The following is a 22052-nucleotide window of genomic DNA, read 5'->3' as shown; positions in this document are numbered from 1 at the left end:
TAAAAAAGACTCATCCAATTTATATACACCACTTGGCTATGATACTTCTAATCGATGGACATCTATTTTTATTCTTAACAAAAAAAATTATATATATTATGTGAAACTTTAATTAGTTTAGCTAAACAATAACTACAAATGAGAATTATAATCAATTAGAATAGCAACGCAAAATAACTCCTCTACCTCATTCCGTTCGGCAATCCACTTATGACATGCTCGATTTCTGCTCCTCTTTATTTCTCCAAATTTAAGCCCTCTGCCCTAAGCTGTGCCATCACGACATTGATCAGTTGTGTTGCTACGACAACATTTGCAGATGATAACCCGACAAGCACAACACAAACGCTTGCAACGATTTCCATCCAAGCTGAGGGTAATTGGTTAGAACAAGCCAATGCCAAAAAAGTGCTCAACCATCCTGGTGCTCGTACCGTGGTTGATCAACAAACCTTAGAAGCTCGCGGTATCACCTCAGTCAAAGAAGCATTACGTACTGTTCCTGGTGTGCAAGCCTCTGAAAATTCAGGTACTTCAGGCAGTGATGCATCTCTCAGTATTGGTGTTCGCGGTTTAACTTCAAGATTTTCACCACGCTCACAATTGATGATTGATGGTGTACCGTTAGCTGTTGCTCCTTATGGGCAGCCGCAGCTTTCTTTAGCGCCCACCACATTAGGCAATATGGAATCGATTGATGTGGTTCGTGGTGCAGGTTCAGTACGTTTTGGACCACAAAACGTCGGTGGGATTATCAACTTTAATACGCGCCGTATTCCAGATAGTTTTGCAGCCAGTATTGGCATGACTACAGAAATTGCTGAAAATGGTAATTTGAAAGTAAACCCAAATCTGTTTATCGGAACCACATTAGACAATGGTTTAGGGCTCGCTTTACTTTATTCAGGTGTAAACGGCGATGGCTATCGTGATCAAAATGATTATTCCAATATCAATGATCTACGTTTGAAAGCCAGCTACGCTTTAGATGATTATTCAAGTATCGAAGCAAACCTACATCGTTACGAAGCCAAGGTCGACATGCCTGGTGGCTTAACACCTGCTCAGTATGCTCAAAACCCATATCAGTCTTTACGTAACCATGACTATATGGAAGGAAATCGTAATGATATATCGCTGAAATATAATTATAAAAAAGACAATAATGCTTTTGAAGTTTTAACTTATCACCTCGATAGTTATCGTGATGCTGGTGTAGAACGTCTTGGTTCTAGCGTATACCAAACGGCGCCGCGTGATTATAAAGTCACAGCAATTGAACCTCGCTATTCACATGCATTTCCACTTGGCAATACCCTCAATGAAGTCTCTGTCGGCTATCGCTATTTAAAAGAAACCAGCCGTGAATCGGTTGATCGTGCAAGTTATAACAGTGAGACTGGTCCTCGTGGTTCTTATGGTTGGACTAAAGCCGATGGTGACACCGAGGCTCATGCATTCTATATAGATAACCGTACCGATCTAGGTGCTTGGTCGCTCACACCAGGACTTCGATTTGAGCGAATTAAAATCAATGAAAACATGTATAAGTTAAATCGTGATTATTCGGTTTTAAATGGCGTCAATGCAAACAAGACTTATGATTCCGTACTTCCAAGCTTTGCCGTTATGTATAAGGCCAATGATCAATGGAACATTTTTGCCAACTATGGCAAATCATTTGCTCCTTTCCAATATAGCCAGATGGCCAATACCAATTCTAATGGTGCATATCTAACGATGGATGGTTTAAATCCTGAAAAGGCAGATAACTATGAAATCGGAACACATTATTTAGATGATTATTTATCACTTGAATTTACCTTGTTTTATATTGATTTCGCAGATCAGCTCAAGCGTGATGATGCGGCTCAGACTTATACAAACCTGGGTGCAACCAAACATAAGGGTGCAGAGCTGGGTTTGAAATACAACTTGGGGGCCATCAACGATACTTTAGCCAATGTATCTGTATATGCCAATACGACATATACCAAAGCAACGGCATCGGCAGGTCAAGACTCTGGGAGTGAACTGGATTTTTATTCAAACTGGATTGCTAATGCAGGCGTTGATTACAAACATGATCAATGGACGTTCAATACCAATCTCTATGCACAGTCTAGCCAAGTTACTGCTGGTAAGGATGATGCTACTGGACGTTATGGTAATATCCCAGGCTATGGCATTGTTGGTATGCGTGCTGCTTATGACTTTGCCAATACCTCATTGTCGGGATTAAAAGTAGGATTGGGGGTAAAAAACCTATTCAATCAAGAATATTACACTCGTTCATCTGACCAGGTTGGCGGGATCTATGCTGGCCCTTCCCGTACTTATTATTTACAGACTTCGTTTGACTTCTAATACCCTAAAGCCAAATGTCCACATTCGGCTTTTTATTGATTGATTTCAAAATAATTTTTCAATTCAATCATATTCGGTAACTCATCAAATTCACTAAGTTTTTGATGAGTTTCGGCCCAACTCACTTTAGAGTTCACACAAAAATTTAGCTCGAGCTCTGGACTAAAATCTTCCTGAATCAATCCTAAAGGAATCCACATCACCTTTGGGTTGATACCTAAAGTATTCGGTACAGGTGAACCACATTGTTTACAGAAGCTACTATTAAAGCCTGTATCTTTGATATAAGTTTGAATCAACGACTCGCCTTGCTGCCACTGAAATGATTCTGTCTGCACAAAAGTTGAAGCATTCGAAGCAGCCCCACTCTGCTTACGACATAGGCTGCAATAGCAACGATACATCATTTTAATTTTTTTCAGATTTAGCTGAAAAACCACTGCTCCGCATAAACAAGCCCCTGTATATTTTTGATTCTCACTGCTAGGTTTCATCGATTGTTATCCTGATCGTTTTCGCGTTATGGATGTTTGCTTAAATGTTGTAATGAATCCCAAGCGGCTTGTGCCAAAGTTTCTCGATATGCTCTGGGATTGGTCATTACTTTTTCAGACAACCAAGCGCGACAATAGCTTTCTGTTGCACCAATGACCAAAGACATCATTAACTCTGCTGGCACTGATTTTAATAAACTGGCATCTGCATAATTGGAAATATAGCCAACTATTTTTTGATTCCTGAGTTTATTTTTATCATTTAATTGTTGTCCATACTCGCCCTGCCGCACACTAAAATGGGCAAGTAATAAAAACTGTGCAAACTTAGGTTGATCAGAAACCCAATCCGTATAGCTATAGATCAACGCATAGAGCAGTTCCTTAAGCGATTTTGCTTGTTGTAAATATTGATCTCGTAGCCGAGCCTGATCATCTAAAGCAGCAAACACCAATGCTGCAACGACGCCATCTTTATTCTTAAAATGATGATAAATCGCCCCCACACTACTGTCAGATTTTTCCCGAATCATTTCAATACTGGTGGTTTCCAGACCATATTCAATAAAGCATGACAAAGCATCCAGCAAAATTTGTCGTTTTAATAATGACCTACGTTGTGGATATAAACGTTCTAATAATTGTTGGGCTGCTTGCATAGTTTAATCAAATTCACCAATCGTCGGAACTATTGTGTATGACTTGACCACAACTTGTAAACAGAATTATATTCTGTAAAAGAATTTAATTCTGTTATGGGAAGTTTAGTCATGGCCTCAACTCTAGATCTATGGAACAAAGTATCTGTCTTGCCTGCTGGGAAATGGACATTTACCCGTATGCTCTGCTTAAAGGCACCTTATTTCAGTAGTATTTCTCCCTTATTTGAGGAGCTAAAACCCAATTCCTGCAAAATCAGCATTAAGAAAAAACGTACTGTACTCAATCATATCGGTACGGTGCATGCGATCGCGATGTGTAATATGGCAGAACTTGCTGGCGGTACCATGACCGAGGTCACGGTTCCTTCAAGCCATCGCTGGATTCCTAAAGGTATGACGGTTGAATATTTAAAGAAGGCTGAAACTGATCTGATTGCAATTGCTACGCCTGCTGAGCCTCACTACGATTGGGAAAAAGCTGGCGAATACTTAGTCCATGTTGATGTACTTGATCAGCACAATGAAAAAGTTTTCCATGCCATCATTATCATGTGGATTTCCAAAAAGAAGAAATAAGATAAAAAAGCCCTGAAAAATGTTCAGGGCTTTTTTTTAAAGCTAGATATTATTTTTTAAATGGCAGCGCATATTTAAAAATACGTCCGACCACTTCACCAAACTGCTTCACGAAGCTGGCATTGTTATAATGCAAACCATATTTTTCACAAACCGCCTGAACTTTAGGTGCAACCTGACGGTAACGACGTGCAGGAATGTCTGGGAATAAATGATGCTCAATCTGGTGGCTTAAATGTCCTGTCAAAATATGAAATGCTTCGGAACCAGTTAAGTTTGATGAACCGCGAATCTGGCGCATATACCAATGGCCACGGCTTTCATCTTGCAATACGGCTTTCGGGAATACCTCAACATCTTTAGTAAAGTGACCACAGAAAATAATACTGAATGTCCAGACATTACGAATCCCATTTGCAACCAAGTTGCCTGTAAATACATGAATCGCCGCAGGTCCCGCAATCAATGGAAAGAACACATAGTCTTTAAACATTTGCTTGAGGATTTTCTTTTGCGCAGGCTGCCATTCGCGTTTGAATTGCGCCATGGTTTTCCGCTTATACAGCACTTTACCCAATTCAAGATTTTGAACAGCTACTCCCCATTGGAACAACAGGCTAAATGGCACGATATAAATCGGTTGAATTAAAGTGAACTTTGACCAGCGTTGTTCAGGAAACAAACGGAATACACCATAACCAACGTCATCATCCATACCTTTTACATTGGTATAAGTATGATGCTTATAGTTATGAGTTTGACGCCAGTTGTCTGAAGTCCCCACCGTATCCCATTCATAGGTTTGACCATTAAACTTCGGATCATTCATCCAGTCATACTGACCGTGCATGACATTGTGGCCCAACTCCATATTTTCCATGATTTTGGCGAAACCGAGTAAGCCTGTACCAAGTAACCAAGCTGGCGGGAACCAACCAAGAAATAAACAAGCACGTCCAGCCAAACTGCTATAACGAATGGTGGAATAGACACGGCGGATATATTTGGCATCTTTCTCGCCTAAATCATCTAACACGTCTTGTTTGATTTGATCGAGTTCACGAGCAAAAGCATCTAATTCTGCAGCAGTTAAATCACGATTTTTTGGATTTTTAAAAAATTCCATCTTAACAGGCATGTTCATAATCAATTACTCTCTTATAGATCAATCACAAGATCAGACTGGGCTGAATTGACACAAATTTTTAATAACTGTGTTGGCTCATTATTGGCAGCACCATTCAATAAATTTTTGGTCGCGCCTTGTGCTTTATTACAGGCACATTTATTACAAATACCCATACGACAACCATGATTTGGTTTAATGCCTTGATGCTCAAGACTGGCCAGAATCGATTGTCCTTTTGGAATCGCAACAGTTTTATTTGATTGAGTCAAAGTGACATTGATAAAACCAGTTTCTGTGGCATCTGTATCAAACTGACTTAAGCTAAAAGCTTCGGTTTGCAACGCAGCAGCATCTTTAAACAGGCTTTCCGCTGATGCTGCAAAACCTGATGGTCCACAGGCATAAACCGTGGTTTGATCTAAAGCAAGCAATTGATCAACATGACTTTGATTTAAACGCTGATCCTGCTCTTGGGTATAAAAAATTTGATAACTAAAATGAGGGAAATTTTCAGAGACTTCTTTCAGATATTCTACATAAGCTGCATCGGCATGGGTTTTGACCCAATACATCAATTGGACAGAGGTTGTATTCAATTGTTTAGACTGACATAAGCCTTCAATCAAACTCAGCATCGGTGTGATGCCACTACCAGCAGCTAACAATAACAAATGCGGTGTCGCAATAGACTGCTGCATCTCACCATAAGGTTGCCCCAATCGTAGAATGTCGCCTGTTTGGCTCTGCTCAACCAACCAAGAACTCACGAGGCCTTGATCCACTTTTTTAACCGTTAAACAAAGATGATCAGCATCTACCTGCATCAAGCTATAGGTACGCTCATAGTGACGACCTGCAATATCAACAGTAACAGGATGGTGCTGCCCTGCAACCCCGCGCGTGACGTGTCGGTTACATTGCAAAATTAGGCTGACCGTATCTTTTGCCACGATTTGTTTTTTTACGATTTTGGCAAGCGACTGATTAATTGACCACAATGGATTGATTTTCTGTAACCAAAAATTGGCGTCATGGCTGTTCATCACACTGTGAGCCAACGAATTAAATAGAGAGTTTCTCTTTTCAATTGCATGCATGAGCAGGTTTACTCTGGTTGTTTGCTAATTATTATACATATGTATATATATTTGTATATACACTCGTATAAGAATTTACATTTCACAAGTCCACAGACAATCGCTATAATCCCGAGTAGCTTACTTATATATTGAAAACAATGGTTCATTCTTCTTTTTTACCGCTCGGCCATGACAACATAAATGAACAAGATGTCATTCCTATGAAATCTCCTGTACGCTCAGTAGGTAGAAAAGCGACGATTACCAAAGAAGAGCTGTTTCAAGCCACGCTAAGCTTGATTGGTCCGCAAAAAAGTATCGCCTCACTTAGCCTGCGTGAAATTGCACGTGAAGCAGGCATTGCGCCGAATAGCTTTTATCGCCATTTTAAAGATATTGATGAACTCGCAATTGCGTTGATTGATCAATCTGGTCTAGTACTGCGCCGTATTATTCGTGAAGCACGCTTACAAGCCTCAAAACAGCAAAGCATTATCCGTAGTTCAGTTGAAGTATTTATTCAACAATTGAATACCGATGAAGGCAACCTGAGTTTGTTATTACGCGAAGGTTATACAGGTTCTACTTCCTATAAAGCAGCGGTTGACCGTCAACTAAACTTCTTTCAACAAGAGCTACAAGAAGACCTCATTCGCTTAGAGCGCTTGAACAACAGTAAACTCAGTCATGCAGATCTTGCGGCTAAAGCCATCACTCAATTGGTGTTCAACATGGGCGCAAAAGTGCTCGATTTGCCTGCTGAACAGCGCACTGAAGTGGCAGAACAAACCATGGTGATGATTCGCATGATTTTAGAAGGTGCGCGTCATATCAATGAAATGGAAATTGATTAACGTTTTGCATCGGCCTAAACTAGAACTGAATGTAACAAAAATTGTATCTTTGTCCGCTATTATAATGACAATCTAAATTAGGCATATAGATCATGAATCTTCTCAGTGACCGTCAAAGCATCATCGCCAGTTTCATTCTGATGTTTTTGTTTTTAATGATGGTCATTCCCCTGCATCTTCTGCCCAGTTTTTTTGCAGGCTTCCTGATCTTTGAAATTATTAACAGCTTAAGCTCGATTGTCGAAAGACATATTGATGGTCAACGTGCACGTATTTTTATCAGTATTATTCTTGGGGTTTTAACTACCTTCTTAATCGGTTTCTTTATTACTAGTCTGATTAGCTTTGTGATTTATGATCTTAAAGGCACAGGACTCAATTCTTTCAATATCAAGATCGACCAGACATTGATCAAGTTTCAGGCTGAGATGAGCCATTATTTGCCTGGCTATCTGCCACATAGTGTGGCTGATATCAAAAATCAGATATTGTCCTTTATCAAGAATAATATCTCGATTGTGAAAAACACAGGCACCGATATTCTGCACAATCTGGCAACCATGGTGATTGGCCTGATTGTCGGAATCTTGGTTTCGATCCAGAATTTTAAACAGCATGCGCCACAACCTGTTTTTAAAGCCGCGATTTTACACCGTATTCAAAAGCTCTCTGTTTCTTTTAAAAATGTCGTGTTTGCTCAGGTCAAGATTTCCCTGATCAATACTGCACTGTTCATGATCTTTGTTTTTATCGTGCTACCGATCTTCAATATCCATTTACCTTTTGCGAAGACTCTGACCATTCTGACCTTTATTTTTGGTCTACTACCGATTATTGGAAATCTGATTTCAAATACCTTGATCATTATGGCTGGCTTAACGATTTCTTTATCTGTCGCAGCAATTGCCTTGGCCTATTTGGTGATTATTCATAAGCTTGAATATTTCGTAAATGCCAAAATTATTGGAACAAAAATTAATGCCAGTGCGTGGGAAGTATTATTGGCAATGCTCATTTTTGAGTCAATTTTTGGTTTAAGTGGGCTCATTGTTGCGCCAGTCTTCTATGCATATATCAAATTAGAATGCAAAGATGCAGGATTGATTTAACAATTTTTTTTAACACTTATATATGTAGTTTAACAGATGAAATCATCAATTAATCTGAATTCAAACGAGTATTATCAAAAAGAAAATTGATGATAAGCAAACTTACAAAAGCCTAGAAAATGAAAACACTCAAACGCTGATTCAAGAGATAAGCTAGTGATGAATCGAATGGTTTTTATTCACTATGTTTCATCACATTATAATTGAATGAGGTAACTATGAGTTCTTCAGCAGCAAAATCTTTAAAAGTATATACACGTAATAATTTAGATGACTCGATCAAAGAGGCCACAGTAAAAATATTAAATCAGATCCTTGCCAACTTGATTGATCTTTCATTATTGACCAAGCAAGCACATTGGAACATGCGGGGTAGCAATTTTATTGCGGTGCATGAAATGTTGGATATGTTCCGTACCTCACTAATCACTCATTTAGACAATGTTGCAGAGCGTGCCGTACAGATTGGTGGAACGGCGTTAGGTACAACGCAAACTGTTGCGGAAACATCGCATCTGAAACCCTATCCTGTCGCCATTCATGCGGTACAAGATCACTTAAAAGAACTGGCAGATCGCTATGGCGTGGTTGCCAATCATCTACGCGACACCATTGAAGAAATTCAAGATCCGATTTCTGAAGATATTATTCATGCGGCACTCGAAGATCTAGATCAATATTTATGGTTCTTGGAAGCCAATATCGATCAAAACTAAGTTTATTCAAGGCATAAAAAAGAGGACCATTCGAGTCCTCTTTTTTATTGCTGTTTTAATTATGGCTTAACCACAACCAAAACTTGAATCGCTTCTGGTGTCACAGATAGACCATCCAATAGACCTAAGCCTTCTTTCTGGAATTTCTGTAAACGCTCAATCTCATCTTCACGAATACTTGGGTTAAATTGCTTGAGATAGCTTAAACGGTCAATCTCATATTGCCATTTGCCGCTGTAATGCTCTTTAGCTTGTTGCATCAATTCTGGCAAAGAAGTTTTAGCAATGTCTAAAGCTTGCGCATAACGTGTTTCGATCACATCACGACGTGCTTTCACTACTTGTCGGCAACTATTGCCATCTAAATGGTGTAAGTATGGACGTAAAATGCTTGGGTCAATCTTCGCTGACAAGTCCTGACCATTTTCACTCAGCAATACACGAATCAATTGCTTTGGTAAGCTTGATGGTAAATTTAAGGCTTTTGGTGCAACGACATCGACCTTGAACCATACTTCCAATAACACCGAACCTTGTTTCAATGCATTTGATTTTAGTAAGGCAACATTGGTACTACCAAATGATTGTGTACGGATCATTTCCATCACACTTTCAATAAACGGATGTTCCAAAGTCAAATATTGTGCATCTTCACGGATTTGGGCCTGATCACGATAGAAGGTCGCAGTCATCCCTTCTTCGTCTAAGGTAATTCCTTGAACTTGCATTTGATCAGTCGGCTTAATGATCACTGTACCATTGCTTTGCTCATCAAAATCAATATTGGTTGATGACATGAAACGCTTCACAAACATTGGCAAAGTGGTGTTGTCATCATAATCTTCAAGTGCTTGTACAATGCCTTGTGCAACCACTGGACGGCAAGAGTTGTACTCAAGCAAACGGTCACGACCTGCCTGTAATTCAGCTTCCAAGGCTTGACGCTGTACATTGACTTCTTCAAGCAAATCTTCAAAAGTCTGGCCTTGGTCTGCCAATAAGCAATCTTTTAATTCAACAATAAAGTTCTCTTGCAGCGTTTGCGCTGTTGGAGAAATACTGCTGAAAATATTGAGTGCTTCGTTGTACCAACGGAACATACGTTCTTGTGCTGTACCCATCAAATATGGCACATGGATCTGAATACGATTTTCTTGACCGATACGATCCAAACGACCAATACGCTGCTCAAGTACGTCAGGGTTTGCGGGTAAATCAAATAAAACTAAATCACTGGCAAACTGGAAGTTACGCCCTTCCGAACCAATTTCCGAACAAAGTAAAATCTGAGCACCATAACTGTCTTCTGCAAAATATGCCGCAGCTTGGTCACGCTCTAATAAACTCATACCCTCATGGAACATAGCGGTACGAATACCCGCATGTAAACGTAATACATTTTCCAGTGCTTCAACCACTGGTCCACTACGCGCGATCAACAACACTTTTTTGTGTTTTAAATCTTTACGTAAAACTTCCATCAACCATGGCACACGCGGATCATTTTCCATCCACGCACCATCAAGTTGACCTTCTTCAGGCCACATTTGCTCACGCATTTTGCCATCAAATGACCAATCTTCTGGTGCTGGCAGTGGCGCAGGTTGGCAATCACGGCCTGGGAAACCTTGAATCGCTTCACGGGTATTACGGAATAAGATACGACCTGTACCATGACGGTCTAATAATTCATGAATCGCACGCATACGATGCTCAGGCTGATCATCAATACGATGACCCAATAAGCCTTCAAGTGCAGCTAAATGCTCTTCTGTTAATGCTTCATCTGACATCAACACTTCTGCAATTTTTGCAGTTTGTTGATATTGTTCTTCTTCATCAAGGAAACGGTCAAGACTGCTGAAACGTTGCGGATCAAGCAAACGTAAACGTGCAAAATGGCTTTCAACCCCTAATTGCTCAGGTGTTGCGGTCAGAAGTAACACACCCGCCGTTTGTTCAGACAATTCTTCAACCAAATCGTAGCGGTCATTACCGCCTTCTTCTTCACTCCACATCAAGTGATGTGCTTCATCAACCACAAGTAAATCAAAACCAGCTTCAATGGCTTGTTCGCGCAAATCATCATGGTCAACCATCAAGTCAACACTGGCAATAATGCATTGTTCAGTCAGGAATGGATTGAGATCAGGATCATGTTCTTTGATCGATGCTGTACGCGTTAAATCAAACAGAGAGAATTGCAGATTGAAACGACGACGCATTTCAATCATCCACTGATATTGTAATGAATCTGGTACTAAAATCAGGATACGTTCTGAACGGCCTGTTTTCAGTTGTTGATGGATAATCAAACCTGCTTCAATGGTTTTACCTAAACCCACTTCATCCGCTAACAAGACACGTGGTGCAAAACGTTTACCGACTTCATGTGCGATATAAAGTTGATGTGGAATCAAACCCACACGCGCACCAAGAAAACCACGTAAAGGGCTGGTGTGCATTTGTGCTTGCAACAACATCGCTTCAATACGGAGGTCATACCACTCTTTATAATCGACTTGACTTGCTAACAGACGTTCTAAAGGTTTTGACAGCTGGATTTGCGCACCGATACGAGTTTCATTCAGTGCCTTACGCTCTTGCTCACCATTTTCTAAGGTGCGAACAACATCATAACGAAGTACACCATGGCGATCTTCAATGGATTCAACAATCCATTTAATCCCTTCTTGATCTTGTACTTCATCTTTTACATTAAAGATGATACGAGTTAAAGGCGCGTTGTTTCGTGCATAAACACGAGTTTCATCACTTTTAGGGAATAAAATGCTGATAGAACGTTCATCTACATCAATAAGAACCCCTAAACCGAGTTCAGTTTCAGTATCTGATAACCAACGTTGACCAATAGCAAACTGCTGCAATTTTTCCACCTTTATCTCAAGTTAGCCTACATATTTTATGCCCTGACCCAAATAAAAGTTAAGGCATTTTATGTAGTTTTCAACGATGTATTTTGACACAAAGCGCAATCAAATAGCGTGCATCACATCGTGTTTCATAAAAAAGTTTTTAGACTAAAACGGTACTGCACAATCAAAGCTGAGTTGTGCACCTGTTTTAGGATGCGCAAAGCTCAATTGCGTTGCATGTAAGCACAAACGCGGATAAAGCTGTTGCTGTTCTGGCGTGGCATATAAGGTATCGCCTAGAATCGGATGACCTAAATATTGCATATGCACACGAAGCTGATGTGAACGCCCTGTAATCGGAATAAGTTTAACTCGAGTTACAACTTGCCCTTGAATTTCTAAATGTTCGATCGCTTGCCATTCGGTTAATGCAGGCTTGTGATAGGAAGCATCCACAATATGCAATGGTGGACGGCTTGGATCATAAATCACAGGGATATCGACGACGCCCTGACCTTCTAAATGTCCGGCAACCAAAGCTTGATAAATTTTTGAGGTTTGACGATCTTGAAACTGGCGCGAAATATTGCTTTGTCCAAATTTGGATAAACCAAACACTAAGATGCCAGAAGTATCACGATCTAAACGATGAATCAGTAAAGTTTTTGGTTCTAATTCTAATAAACGATTGATCAAACAATCTTGTAAATCGGGTGTTTTCCCCGGCACAGTAAGTAAGCCTGCAGGTTTATGGATGACCATAAAATCTTCATCACGATGAATCAAATATTCACTTAGAAAATCATTCAAGGTAACCTTCCAACGACTGGATGAAAACAAGCGGGCAATCATAAAAAGCTTGGCGCTGAATTACAATGCATGACACGTATTTTTACTGATTTTTTTCGTGTTTCTCTCGATATTTCATCCAGAATCGCATTTACAGGATGATTTAGGTCTGTTGCTCTAGAAATTGTTGAATTGCATGTTGGGCAATTTCCGCATCTTGAAAAGATTGCACGCCCGAAATACCAACAGCCCCGACAACCTGCCCTTGATATACAATCGGCTCACCACCTTCTAACATGCCTTTTGCTGCATTGATGGTTAAAAAGCCGATCTTACCATCACGGATCATATCTTCGGATGCCTTGGTGGTTCTTCGGCTGACCGCAGCAGATTGTGCTTTTTCTTGGCAAATCTGTGTCGATAATACCGATGCGCCATCCATACGCTTCATCATTAATAAAGTTCCACCGTCATCGACAACTGCAATGCTGACATTAAAGCTGTGCGCTGTTGCATATTGCAATGCTGCTTCAACTAAAATTTCCACATCAGCGGACGTTAAATAATGTTTAGTTTTCATGTTTTACTCCATTCCTATGGGTTTCTTATAAAAAGCTTTTAGATATGATACAGCTGCAATCTACAGCCTATGCAAGCCCAAAGCACAGCCTAAGACCAACGCAAATATAGTTTACTATTCAAGCATTATTTCACCTTCCGGTACAGTAAAGATTGTTTATCTTTATGCTTCGTCGCTGAGGTTGATCATACGAACAGCTGGGAACTGGGTAAGATTCCGTTACGATCATCTATTATTTTTAAACTGGTTAAGCTCTCTATTCAGCTCAAGTAAAATGCGCCGATAAAAAAAGCCCGAACAAATCGGGCTTCTGTATGCATCACAGCATTATTTCATTTCTGCAAATGTTTCTTTTGCTGCCTGAATGGTCTCTGCAATATCTTGATCTGAATGCATAGACGAGATAAATCCGGCTTCAAATGCAGATGGAGCAAGATAGACACCACGCTTTAACATACCGTGGAAGAATTTCTTAAATGCTTCAACATCACAGGCTAACATTGAATCAAAGCTAGTAATGTCCTCTTGATCGGTGAAATACAAGCCGAACATGCCACCCACTTGCTGGGTCTTAAATGGAATACCCGCTTCGTCTGCCGCAGCCTGCAAACCTGCAAGTAATTTTGCGAGCTGTGCAGCCAGCTTGTCATAAAACTCTGGTTCACGAAGGTGTTTGAACATCGCAATACCTGCACGCATTGCCAATGGATTACCTGACAATGTACCTGCTTGGTAAACCCCACCTAAAGGTGCAATGCATTCCATGATTTCACGTTTACCACCAAAAGCACCAACCGGCAAGCCTGCACCAATAATTTTACCCAAAGTAGTCAAATCAGGTTTAACCTTATACACCGATTGTGCACCGCCCAATGCAACACGGAAACCTGTCATTACTTCATCAATGATAAAGACCGATTTGTATTCATCGCACACATCACGAATCGCTTGCAAGAAACCATCGATTGGTGTCACCAAATTCATATTACCTGCAACAGGCTCAATGATCACACCCGCAATCTCATGGCCAAATTTGCTAAAGCATTCTTTCAACGCTTCAATATTGTTATACGGCAGCGTTAAGGTATGTTTGGCGAAATCGGCAGGTACGCCTTTTGAGGTTGGCTCACCTTCACCAAGCGTCAATAAGCCTGAACCCGCTTTTACCAAGAGTGAATCTGAATGACCGTGATAGCAGCCTTCAAATTTCACAATCTTGTCGCGCCCAGTATAACCACGTGCCAGACGAATCGCAGTCATAGTTGCTTCAGTACCTGAGCTGGTCATACGTACCAATTCAATTGAAGGCATGATCTCGCAAATGGTGTCTGCCAAAGTGGTTTCATATACCGTTGGTGCACCAAAACTTAGACCATCTTCCGCTGCAGTTTGTACCGCGTGGATAATATCAGGATGTGCATGACCCAAAATCATTGGTCCCCATGAACCCACATAGTCAACATAGCGTTTGCCATCGACATCCCATAAGTACGCCCCCTTTGCCTTTTCAATAAAGACAGGCGTACCACCAACACCGTTAAATGCACGTACAGGTGAATTTACGCCACCTGGAATATGTTTATTTGCTTGTTTAAATAACTGTTCTTGCTTTGGAGATAAACTCATATAAGGCTCAACCTAGAATCGAGGACAAGGAATGTTTGAAGTTCCGAGAAACCATGAAAGTTCCGCAATATGGATGCATAAAATTAGGCAAATAACTTTGCCCACGCATCAACACGAGCAGGAATTTCGGATGTTGATCGCCCTAATATATCACTAATTACCGCACAAAGGCTTGCCCCAGCCTCAATCACGACTTGAGAATTTTCAACGGTCAAACCACCAATTGCACAAATCGGTACGGCAAACTTTTGTTTCGCCTGTTTGATGACTTCAATCCCAACATTACCCGCTTCAGGTTTAGTTGAGGTTGCATAGACTGCACCAAAGGCCACATAAGTTGCACCATCAGCAATCGCCTTTTCAGCCAATTCCAGTGAATTTAAGCAGGTACGACCAATAATCACACCTTGGGGTAAGCGTGCAGCCGCATCACTTATTTCACCATCAGATTGTCCAAGATGCACACCTAAACCAAATTGTTCCGCCAGTGCTAAATCATCATTAATGACAAATGGGACTTGATGCTTTTCACAGAGTGCTTTGATCTGCTCGACTTCACTTGGCTGATCTGCTTTTGCCACTTTCTTACGACGATATTGCAGAATCGCAACCTGTCCTGTTGCTAGAGCCACATCTAATTTTTCTAATAATAATTGGATTGGATCATCATTGGTGATGAGATAAAGACCGCGCATGAACGTTTCACTATTCACTATAATTACATTAGCCTCAGGGTATATTTTCTTGTTTGAAAATTAAAGATAGTGAGTGTATTTACATCATTAACCGATGCAAATCAGAGCAAATAAAAAAGCTGCTAAAGCAGCTTTTGAAGTATTAAACCAATTTTAAGAATCAATTTTATCAAACTGACGATCGATCAGACTTAAACGACCACGTGCAACGTCTGACAACATGCGCCAATCTGAGATAAAGCTATACAACGGTTGTTTAAAACTGGCAGGCTTATTATGTTCAAAGAAAAAATGCCCAACCCAAGCACACGCATAGCCTGATACCAAACCATACAAAGCATATTTTGCCTGACGTTTACGAATCGCTTTACTAAAGAAATATAAACCGACCGAGCTGCCTGCGACGTGCAAACGACGGCTGGCAATACTGCGATGTTCTGTTAAATAAAAGTGATAAAATTCATCATAGTTTTTAATAGGTAATGAAAATTCCACTGGCTTGGTAATATTCGCTGGTGCATTCATTTTTAGATCATCCTAATCGTGCAAGACTCTCCACACGTTAATGCATTTTCTGTACAAAATAAAGTCATTGCGTGCCATCCTTTCCAAGCTTAAAACAACTTTACAATGATTTTTGAGATCAACAAGTTATACTAAGTTTTGTCTATATCATTCTCGGTGGTCAGGAGTCATAACATCATGGAAATAGAGCTAAAATTTCAACTCCCTGAATCTAAGAAAAAAAGTGTGTTACAAGTTTTAAGCAAACAAAAAGCACAGAAAATTCAGCTACAAGCAAAATACTATGATACCGCCGACCGTTTACTGGCAAAAAATTATGTTGCGATTCGTCTGCGTCAAGAAGGTGAACATTGGGTGCAAACCTTTAAAGCTGCCAGTAAAAACCATTTACAACGCATCGAAGAAGATATTTATTTAGGCAAATGTGCTGAAGAACCTGAACTAGATTTATCTTTATACAAACATAATCAAACAGTCCAAACCGTACTCCGCGATGTTTTAGGTGAAGAGCCGGCTGAACTACAGTTGCAATTTCAAACTGACGTACAGCGTACTTTCCATGTATTCGAGTTTGAGGGGGCTCAAATTGAAGTCTGCTTAGACGATGGCGAAATCCGTACTCCAACCGATCAAGCCAAAATCTGCGAAGTTGAATTTGAGTTAAAACAAGGGTCAGCACAGTCTCTGATTAATTTTACCAAAACATGGGTAGATAAATATCAACTCTGGCTTGATGTGCGCAGTAAGGCTGAACGTGGTAATTTATTGGCTATTGGCAAAACGGTATCCCCTGCCACCAAAGCGAAATCACTAAGCCTAGAGAAAAATGTCAGTGCTGAACAAGCAATCAAACTGATTATCGAAAATACCCTTAATCATATCTTACCCAATGCAGCCGCAATTGCTGACGGTGTAGCCGAAGCGGATCATATTCACCAAGCTCGTGTTGGTTTACGTCGTTTACGTTCTGCTTTAAAGCATTTTTCTAACTGGTCTGCGCACATTGATCCTACTTGGGAAAGCCAATTGGCTGATATTTTTAGAGCATTAGGTCAATCACGCGATAATGATGCGATTCAAGATTCTGTTATTCCTTTAGTAAAAGAAGTCTGTGATTTTGATTTTCCATTCCCTGAGAGTGTTGACAGCAGTGTTTCTCAGTTATTAAGTCACACTAAAACCACACAGCTATTTTTAGCATTACTCAGCTTCACCTATAGTGAGCATGAGTCTAAATCTAAACTTTCTAAACAAGCAGCTAAAAGTTTAACCAAGCTTTACCAAAAGATTCTAAAAGATGCAGTTCAGTTTTTAACTTTAGAAGTTGAGCAACAACATCGTACTCGTAAGCGTGTCAAACAATTGCGTTATTGCATCGACTTTATTGCAGGGATTTTTCCTGAAAAAGAGGTTCAACAATTCTTAAATAAGTTACAGCCAATTCAGGAATATTTAGGCTTTTATAATGACCTGTTTGTTGCTAAGCAAATCTTTGAGCAACAAACTGCTGAATACCCGCAGTTTTTATTTGCATTAGGTTGGGTTAAGGCTCAGCAACCACATGTGGCAAAAAAAGCGGCGAAAAAGTTACAAGGCTTATCTGCTCAGGACGCTTTTTGGGATGAAAAGCGATAGCTCCATTTCCTTAAATCGCTATCGCGCTTGGCGGCATGGATGCCGCCACAAATAATCTAAATCTTAACAAAAAGCGGATACTCGGAAACGTCATCAGCAACCTGCGTGATATAAGCAAAGTAATGTTTCTGCGATACATTTTAATAAATCCAAGAAATAAACAGGTTTTGCTGATGACAATGGCTTTGCCTACTTTGTCCGAAAACAAAGTAGGAAATCGCCTACGCGAAAACATTCAAACTTTATATAGCACTTGTGGCTGTGCTATTATTTTTTAATGAAAATTAGAGTGTTAAACTATTTATTCTACTTAAATCATTTACCGATATTTCCCAAAAATTTTCCACGTTCCATTATCTGCAATCGGATCACTATAACGATCATTACGCTGCTTCCGCGGCTTATCCCGTGCATCGACCAATTTAAAATGCGGTTCAACACTGAGAATCATGCCATTCATATAAAACCGAGTCCGTGTATATTCACTTTGCCCATGTTGGAAAACATAAGTTCGTAAATCAATAAACTCACGATGCGCAACTAAGGCAGCCGTATCATCACTGCCCAGCCATTCCTGCATTGCAAAAATTTGATCCGTCTCAAACTGCCCACATTTTTCTAACAAGGCAGCGACACCACGAAAAGTTTTCGACTCTTTAGCGCGTGTTTTATTAATCCGAATCCGATCGACATGAAAGAAAAACAGCGGCAGATTTAAATGACTTGGTAAATGAATTGCATCGACCACATCATCTTCCATAAAAGGCTGACACAGCTGTTGTGCTCTTTCAATCAAGGGTAGCCATTGTCGATAATACTCATCTACATCTTGTTGCAACCCATAATAAATCGGCAAGCCTTCAACATTTTCTAAATACTGAGGTGGATAAATATGTTGGCGCAGTAAGGCTATATCTGTTTTTAAGCTTTGAATCGCGATTGCATCTTGCATAGTGATTATTCTAATTGCTTAGGCTATTTTAGATTAAGGCAAAGGTTTAGTTTCGACAAGGCTTTGTCTATAATGAGGTGTCTTAACTTGTCGCTGGAAAATATCATGTCTCAAAAAATTAACGCCACCGATGTGACGGATGAAGAAGCTTTAAATGCGGTGTTTTTTGAGCGTGCAGATGAATTTATTAAACTTGCCAATGATTTCTGCCGACCACCCAAAGGTCAGCAAGCCAAGCCAGAAGAGTTACGTGGCCAAGTAAGTGCAGCTATGTTATTTGCCACTGCCCGTTTTAATACATGGGTCGCAGCCAATAACTTTAAAGATGGCAATGAAATGCGTGATGCCAAAGAACAAGTCATGTCTTATCTACTGCAACAATTCCAAATGATGTTAGAAGATAATTTTGACGAATATTGTGAACAGTTTGAAAACTACTTACGATTCCGTAAGAACGAAGATTTTCATGCCCACAAACATGATCATTAATCTTTGATGCAAAAATAAAGCCACCAGATCGGTGGCTTTATTTTTGATTGCTTATTTCAAGTTTTGAGGCTGACCATATTGATCTGCCATGACTTCTACAAACTGGTCCAGTTTGATGTATTTTTTGATGGCTGCATTCACATCTTCTTTGGTCAATTTCGCAAGCTCCTGATCGCGCTCTGCACGATCCAACAGTGTTTTGTTACGCTCTAACTGACCTGTTAGCATGCCATGAATATTACGTTCATCTTCCAAAGCTGTTACACGTTTTTTCATGATATCCGCTTTCGCTGCTTCCACTTCCTGCTCAGTCACACCTTTGCTCAGCAACTCATTCAATACCTTGTGTACTGATTGTGAAACTTGCTCAGAACGGCCAGAGGTATAATTTGCAGTAATGCTTAAAGTACCATCATCAATATCTGGATCAAGATCTAAGCCACTACCAAAACCATAAACCAAAGCATTCTTCTCACGTAGCTCTTGAGCCAAACGTGATGAAAGTTGTGAGTTACCTAAAACATGGCTCAGAATAATTAAAGCTGGCGCATCTTTATGATATGAACCAACTGGTAAGGCTAAAACACTTTGATAGCTACCAAACTCACGTTGTTCCGATAAGGCATGAACTTTCTGTGCTTTATACACCGTGTATTGGCCTGTCACTTTTGTGAATGGTTGTTTTGCTTTCCAAGAACCAAAGGCTTTTTGCAAAGTCTTCTGCATTTTCTTGGCATCAAAATCACCCGTCACAGCAATTTGAGCATGGTCTGTCACAAAGAACTGATCATAGAATTGTTTCACTTGCGGCTGGGTTACTTCACTAATCTGTTTCTTCGCCAGTTCTGGTTCAAAGTGATAACGGATATCGCCTGGTTGATAGATTTCCAGAATCTTAGACAAGGTCATCGATGATACAACCGCGGGTTCCGTATATGGACGATCCAATACAGACAGGCTTTGATTTTTTGCTAGATCAAACTCAGTTTGCGAGAATTTTGGCTGCTTAAGGACATCAACAATAAAGTTAAAGAACTCTTCAAACTTATCTTTCTTCGCCTGAACAACGATGGTAAAGCCATTGCCATTTGAACTGACCGATGCACCACCGCTAGCCGCAATCGCTTTATCGGTAATTTCCTGCAAAGTATGCTTTTCAGAACCACGCAGCATTAAATAGCTGGCTAAATCTAAAGTAACCCCTTTACCAAATAATGCTTTTTCATCACCAAAATCTAAGCTAATCGTGGCATAAGTTTTATCATCACGTGTAGGCGTTGGGAAGAGTGCATAGCGAATACCATTCTTTAATTCACCCCGTTGAATTTTCTGCTCATTTTTTTGCAATTGCTGAGCAGACTGTGCCATAAATTGGGTCACTTCCTGCTTGTAGACATTTGCATCTTTTAATGGCTCAGGCTTTTCATCGCTTTGATCTAAAGTTTTAGGCTTCTCCTCTGCTTTCATCGTCATCGCTTTCTTTTGATCTTCAGGCGTCGGTAAAATATCGCCTGAGATACGATGTGAAGAGACTAAAAATTCTTTTAAGGTTTTATTTGCATCATTCAGCTTTAAGTCTTGAACTGCTTGTAAGTCCTTAAAGTATTGATCCCATTGACCATGTGATGAAACTGCGTAATCGCTCAGGCGTGAACCTAAAGCGACAGCGTCATTGGCAATGCTATCTGCGGTATTTTGCGTAATATTTTTAATCCGCTGTAATTCAGCCTCGGTGAATGGCTGGCTATTTTCAACACCTGTTTTTAGTGCTTCATCAACCTTTTTCGCATCATGATTCGGGGCATAAATTGCGCCCATAAAGACCACGTTAAAGTCTTGATCTAACCATGTGGTTGATTGCACTGCGGTGCTGATTCCCGTTTCCACCATACTCTTATACAAAGTACCACTTGGCTGCATGGTATATAACGCTGGCGCAAGTGCTAAAGTCGGTTGTAATGGGGTATTTTTTCCATTCATATAGACATGGAATTTAGCTAAATCACTACCCTTTTGTACCGTAAACTGACGCTGTTCAATTTTACTTGAATCGAGAACAGGCACTTGAACTTGCGCAGGTACTGGACGTGCTGGAATTGGACTAAAATACTGATCAATTTTAGTTAGGACCTCAGTCTTATCAAATTTACCTGAAATCACCATCACTGCATTATTTGGCGCATACCAAGTTCTATAGAACTGGTTCAATTCATTTAGCTGAATCGACTTTAATTCAGGTAAATCGCCAATTGGTAAACGACCTAAATATTGATTGCCATAAGCCGCTTTCCACATTTGATCCATCAGTACAGCAAACGGCTGATCCATACGGATTTCTCGTTCACGTTTTACGATTTCAATTTCAGAAGGAACAAATTTTTCTTGCAGCACCAATTTATCCATACGCTCTGATTCAAGGTACAGAATTTCATTGAGTGCATTTTTTTCAGGACGAACAATATTTAAATATTTGGTCGCATAATAATCTGTGCTGGCATTGGTCATCAACGTATATTGATCTAGACGACGTTGAAACTCATCACCCTTCACATTTTGCGTGCCTTTAAAGGCCAAATGTTCTAATAGATGTGCGAGGCCGCCTTTACCCTTAGGATCATTCAAAGAACCTGTCAAATAAACCGTATTTACATAGACTTTGTTTTCTTTATCGTTTGGTGCAAGAATAACTCTGAAACCATTATCTAATTTATATTCTTCGATATTTTTTTCACTTTTTACGAGTACCGTCTGAGACCAAGACGTTGCACTCAACCCAATCAAACAAAGAGAGAGAGTAAGTTGCTTAAACCGCATTAACATAATTTATCCAAGTGTTTTTGGTGATTTAAATAAAAACGTCAAGCTATAGTAGAGAACGATTCGCATTTTTAATAGTTAT

At 40.0% G+C, this 22052-nt stretch carries 19 protein-coding genes; 7 read left to right on the top strand and 12 right to left on the bottom strand.

Annotation, left to right across the window (positions count from 1 at the left end; genetic code table 11):
- Positions 1-210 precede the first annotated feature (210 nt).
- Entirely contained in the window at positions 211-2367 is a 2157-nt protein-coding gene (locus FPL17_RS00745) for a TonB-dependent receptor family protein (protein WP_159882534.1), read from the top strand.
- Positions 2368-2399: 32 nt separating this feature from the next.
- On the opposite strand, the gene FPL17_RS00740 is transcribed toward FPL17_RS00745, so the two are convergent.
- Positions 2400-2861, bottom strand: a complete 462-nt coding sequence (locus FPL17_RS00740; RefSeq protein ID WP_159882532.1) for a GFA family protein — start codon at positions 2859-2861, stop codon at positions 2400-2402.
- 26 nt (positions 2862-2887) lie between these two features.
- On the bottom strand, positions 2888-3520 hold the full coding sequence (locus tag FPL17_RS00735) for a TetR/AcrR family transcriptional regulator (protein WP_159882530.1): 633 nt from the start codon (positions 3518-3520) through the stop codon (positions 2888-2890).
- Positions 3521-3631: 111 nt separating this feature from the next.
- Between FPL17_RS00735 and FPL17_RS00730 the strand changes: the two genes are divergently transcribed.
- Complete coding sequence (locus tag FPL17_RS00730) at positions 3632-4099, top strand: hotdog fold domain-containing protein (protein WP_159882528.1); 468 nt, start codon at positions 3632-3634, stop codon at positions 4097-4099.
- 49 nt (positions 4100-4148) lie between these two features.
- On the opposite strand, the gene FPL17_RS00725 is transcribed toward FPL17_RS00730, so the two are convergent.
- Together FPL17_RS00725 and FPL17_RS00720 are read right to left on the bottom strand one after the other, a co-directional pair.
- The gene (locus tag FPL17_RS00725; RefSeq protein WP_159882526.1) at positions 4149-5243 is read right to left on the bottom strand and encodes a fatty acid desaturase family protein; all 1095 of its coding nucleotides are present in this window, start codon (positions 5241-5243) and stop codon (positions 4149-4151) included.
- Between the two features lie 14 nt (positions 5244-5257).
- On the bottom strand, positions 5258-6325 hold the full coding sequence (locus FPL17_RS00720) for a ferredoxin reductase (protein WP_159882524.1): 1068 nt from the start codon (positions 6323-6325) through the stop codon (positions 5258-5260).
- Positions 6326-6465: 140 nt separating this feature from the next.
- On the opposite strand from FPL17_RS00720, the gene fabR reads away from it, so the two are divergent.
- From fabR to dps, 3 genes are all read left to right on the top strand, one after another.
- Positions 6466-7161, top strand: a complete 696-nt coding sequence (gene fabR, locus FPL17_RS00715; RefSeq protein ID WP_005184060.1) for an HTH-type transcriptional repressor FabR — start codon at positions 6466-6468, stop codon at positions 7159-7161.
- Positions 7162-7253: 92 nt separating this feature from the next.
- Positions 7254-8270, top strand: coding sequence for an AI-2E family transporter (locus tag FPL17_RS00710; RefSeq protein WP_159882522.1), 1017 nt, complete (start codon positions 7254-7256; stop codon positions 8268-8270).
- A gap of 218 nt (positions 8271-8488) precedes the next feature.
- Positions 8489-8986, top strand: coding sequence for a DNA starvation/stationary phase protection protein Dps (gene dps, locus FPL17_RS00705; RefSeq protein WP_005208263.1), 498 nt, complete (start codon positions 8489-8491; stop codon positions 8984-8986).
- 59 nt (positions 8987-9045) lie between these two features.
- Here dps and rapA read toward each other — a convergent pair whose 3' ends face one another.
- From rapA to FPL17_RS00675, 6 genes are all read right to left on the bottom strand, one after another.
- Positions 9046-11883 carry an RNA polymerase-associated protein RapA gene (gene rapA, locus FPL17_RS00700; protein ID WP_159882520.1) on the bottom strand — a complete coding sequence of 946 codons (2838 nt, stop codon included), beginning with the start codon at positions 11881-11883 and terminating at the stop codon, positions 9046-9048.
- A 144-nt stretch (positions 11884-12027) separates the two neighbouring features.
- Entirely contained in the window at positions 12028-12672 is a 645-nt protein-coding gene (locus tag FPL17_RS00695) for an RluA family pseudouridine synthase (protein ID WP_171519509.1), read from the bottom strand.
- Positions 12673-12814: 142 nt separating this feature from the next.
- Positions 12815-13231, bottom strand: a complete 417-nt coding sequence (locus FPL17_RS00690; RefSeq protein ID WP_159882516.1) for a GlcG/HbpS family heme-binding protein — start codon at positions 13229-13231, stop codon at positions 12815-12817.
- Between the two features lie 327 nt (positions 13232-13558).
- On the bottom strand, positions 13559-14857 hold the full coding sequence (gene hemL, locus FPL17_RS00685; protein WP_151715912.1) for a glutamate-1-semialdehyde 2,1-aminomutase: 1299 nt from the start codon (positions 14855-14857) through the stop codon (positions 13559-13561).
- An 83-nt stretch (positions 14858-14940) separates the two neighbouring features.
- The gene (gene thiE / locus FPL17_RS00680) at positions 14941-15552 is read right to left on the bottom strand and encodes a thiamine phosphate synthase (RefSeq protein ID WP_005184091.1); all 612 of its coding nucleotides are present in this window, start codon (positions 15550-15552) and stop codon (positions 14941-14943) included.
- Between the two features lie 153 nt (positions 15553-15705).
- Entirely contained in the window at positions 15706-16077 is a 372-nt protein-coding gene (locus tag FPL17_RS00675; RefSeq protein WP_005184094.1) for an Mpo1-like protein, read from the bottom strand.
- A 177-nt stretch (positions 16078-16254) separates the two neighbouring features.
- On the opposite strand from FPL17_RS00675, the gene FPL17_RS00670 reads away from it, so the two are divergent.
- Complete coding sequence (locus FPL17_RS00670) at positions 16255-17712, top strand: CYTH and CHAD domain-containing protein (RefSeq protein WP_159882514.1); 1458 nt, start codon at positions 16255-16257, stop codon at positions 17710-17712.
- 319 nt (positions 17713-18031) lie between these two features.
- Here the strand turns inward: FPL17_RS00670 and FPL17_RS00665 are convergent, their stop codons facing one another.
- Complete coding sequence (locus tag FPL17_RS00665) at positions 18032-18664, bottom strand: hypothetical protein (RefSeq protein ID WP_159882512.1); 633 nt, start codon at positions 18662-18664, stop codon at positions 18032-18034.
- A 105-nt stretch (positions 18665-18769) separates the two neighbouring features.
- Between FPL17_RS00665 and FPL17_RS00660 the strand changes: the two genes are divergently transcribed.
- Complete coding sequence (locus tag FPL17_RS00660) at positions 18770-19153, top strand: DUF3144 domain-containing protein (RefSeq protein ID WP_004801353.1); 384 nt, start codon at positions 18770-18772, stop codon at positions 19151-19153.
- Positions 19154-19204: 51 nt separating this feature from the next.
- On the opposite strand, the gene FPL17_RS00655 is transcribed toward FPL17_RS00660, so the two are convergent.
- Positions 19205-21973, bottom strand: coding sequence for a M16 family metallopeptidase (locus FPL17_RS00655; protein ID WP_159882510.1), 2769 nt, complete (start codon positions 21971-21973; stop codon positions 19205-19207).
- Positions 21974-22052: the final 79 nt, after the last annotated feature.

It is taken from the genome of Acinetobacter dispersus (assembly GCF_009884975.1).
GTDB classification, from domain to species: Bacteria; Pseudomonadota; Gammaproteobacteria; order Pseudomonadales; family Moraxellaceae; genus Acinetobacter; species Acinetobacter dispersus.
The sequence above is the reverse complement of the archived record's forward strand: the minus strand, read 5'-3'. Positions and strand labels throughout refer to the sequence as shown.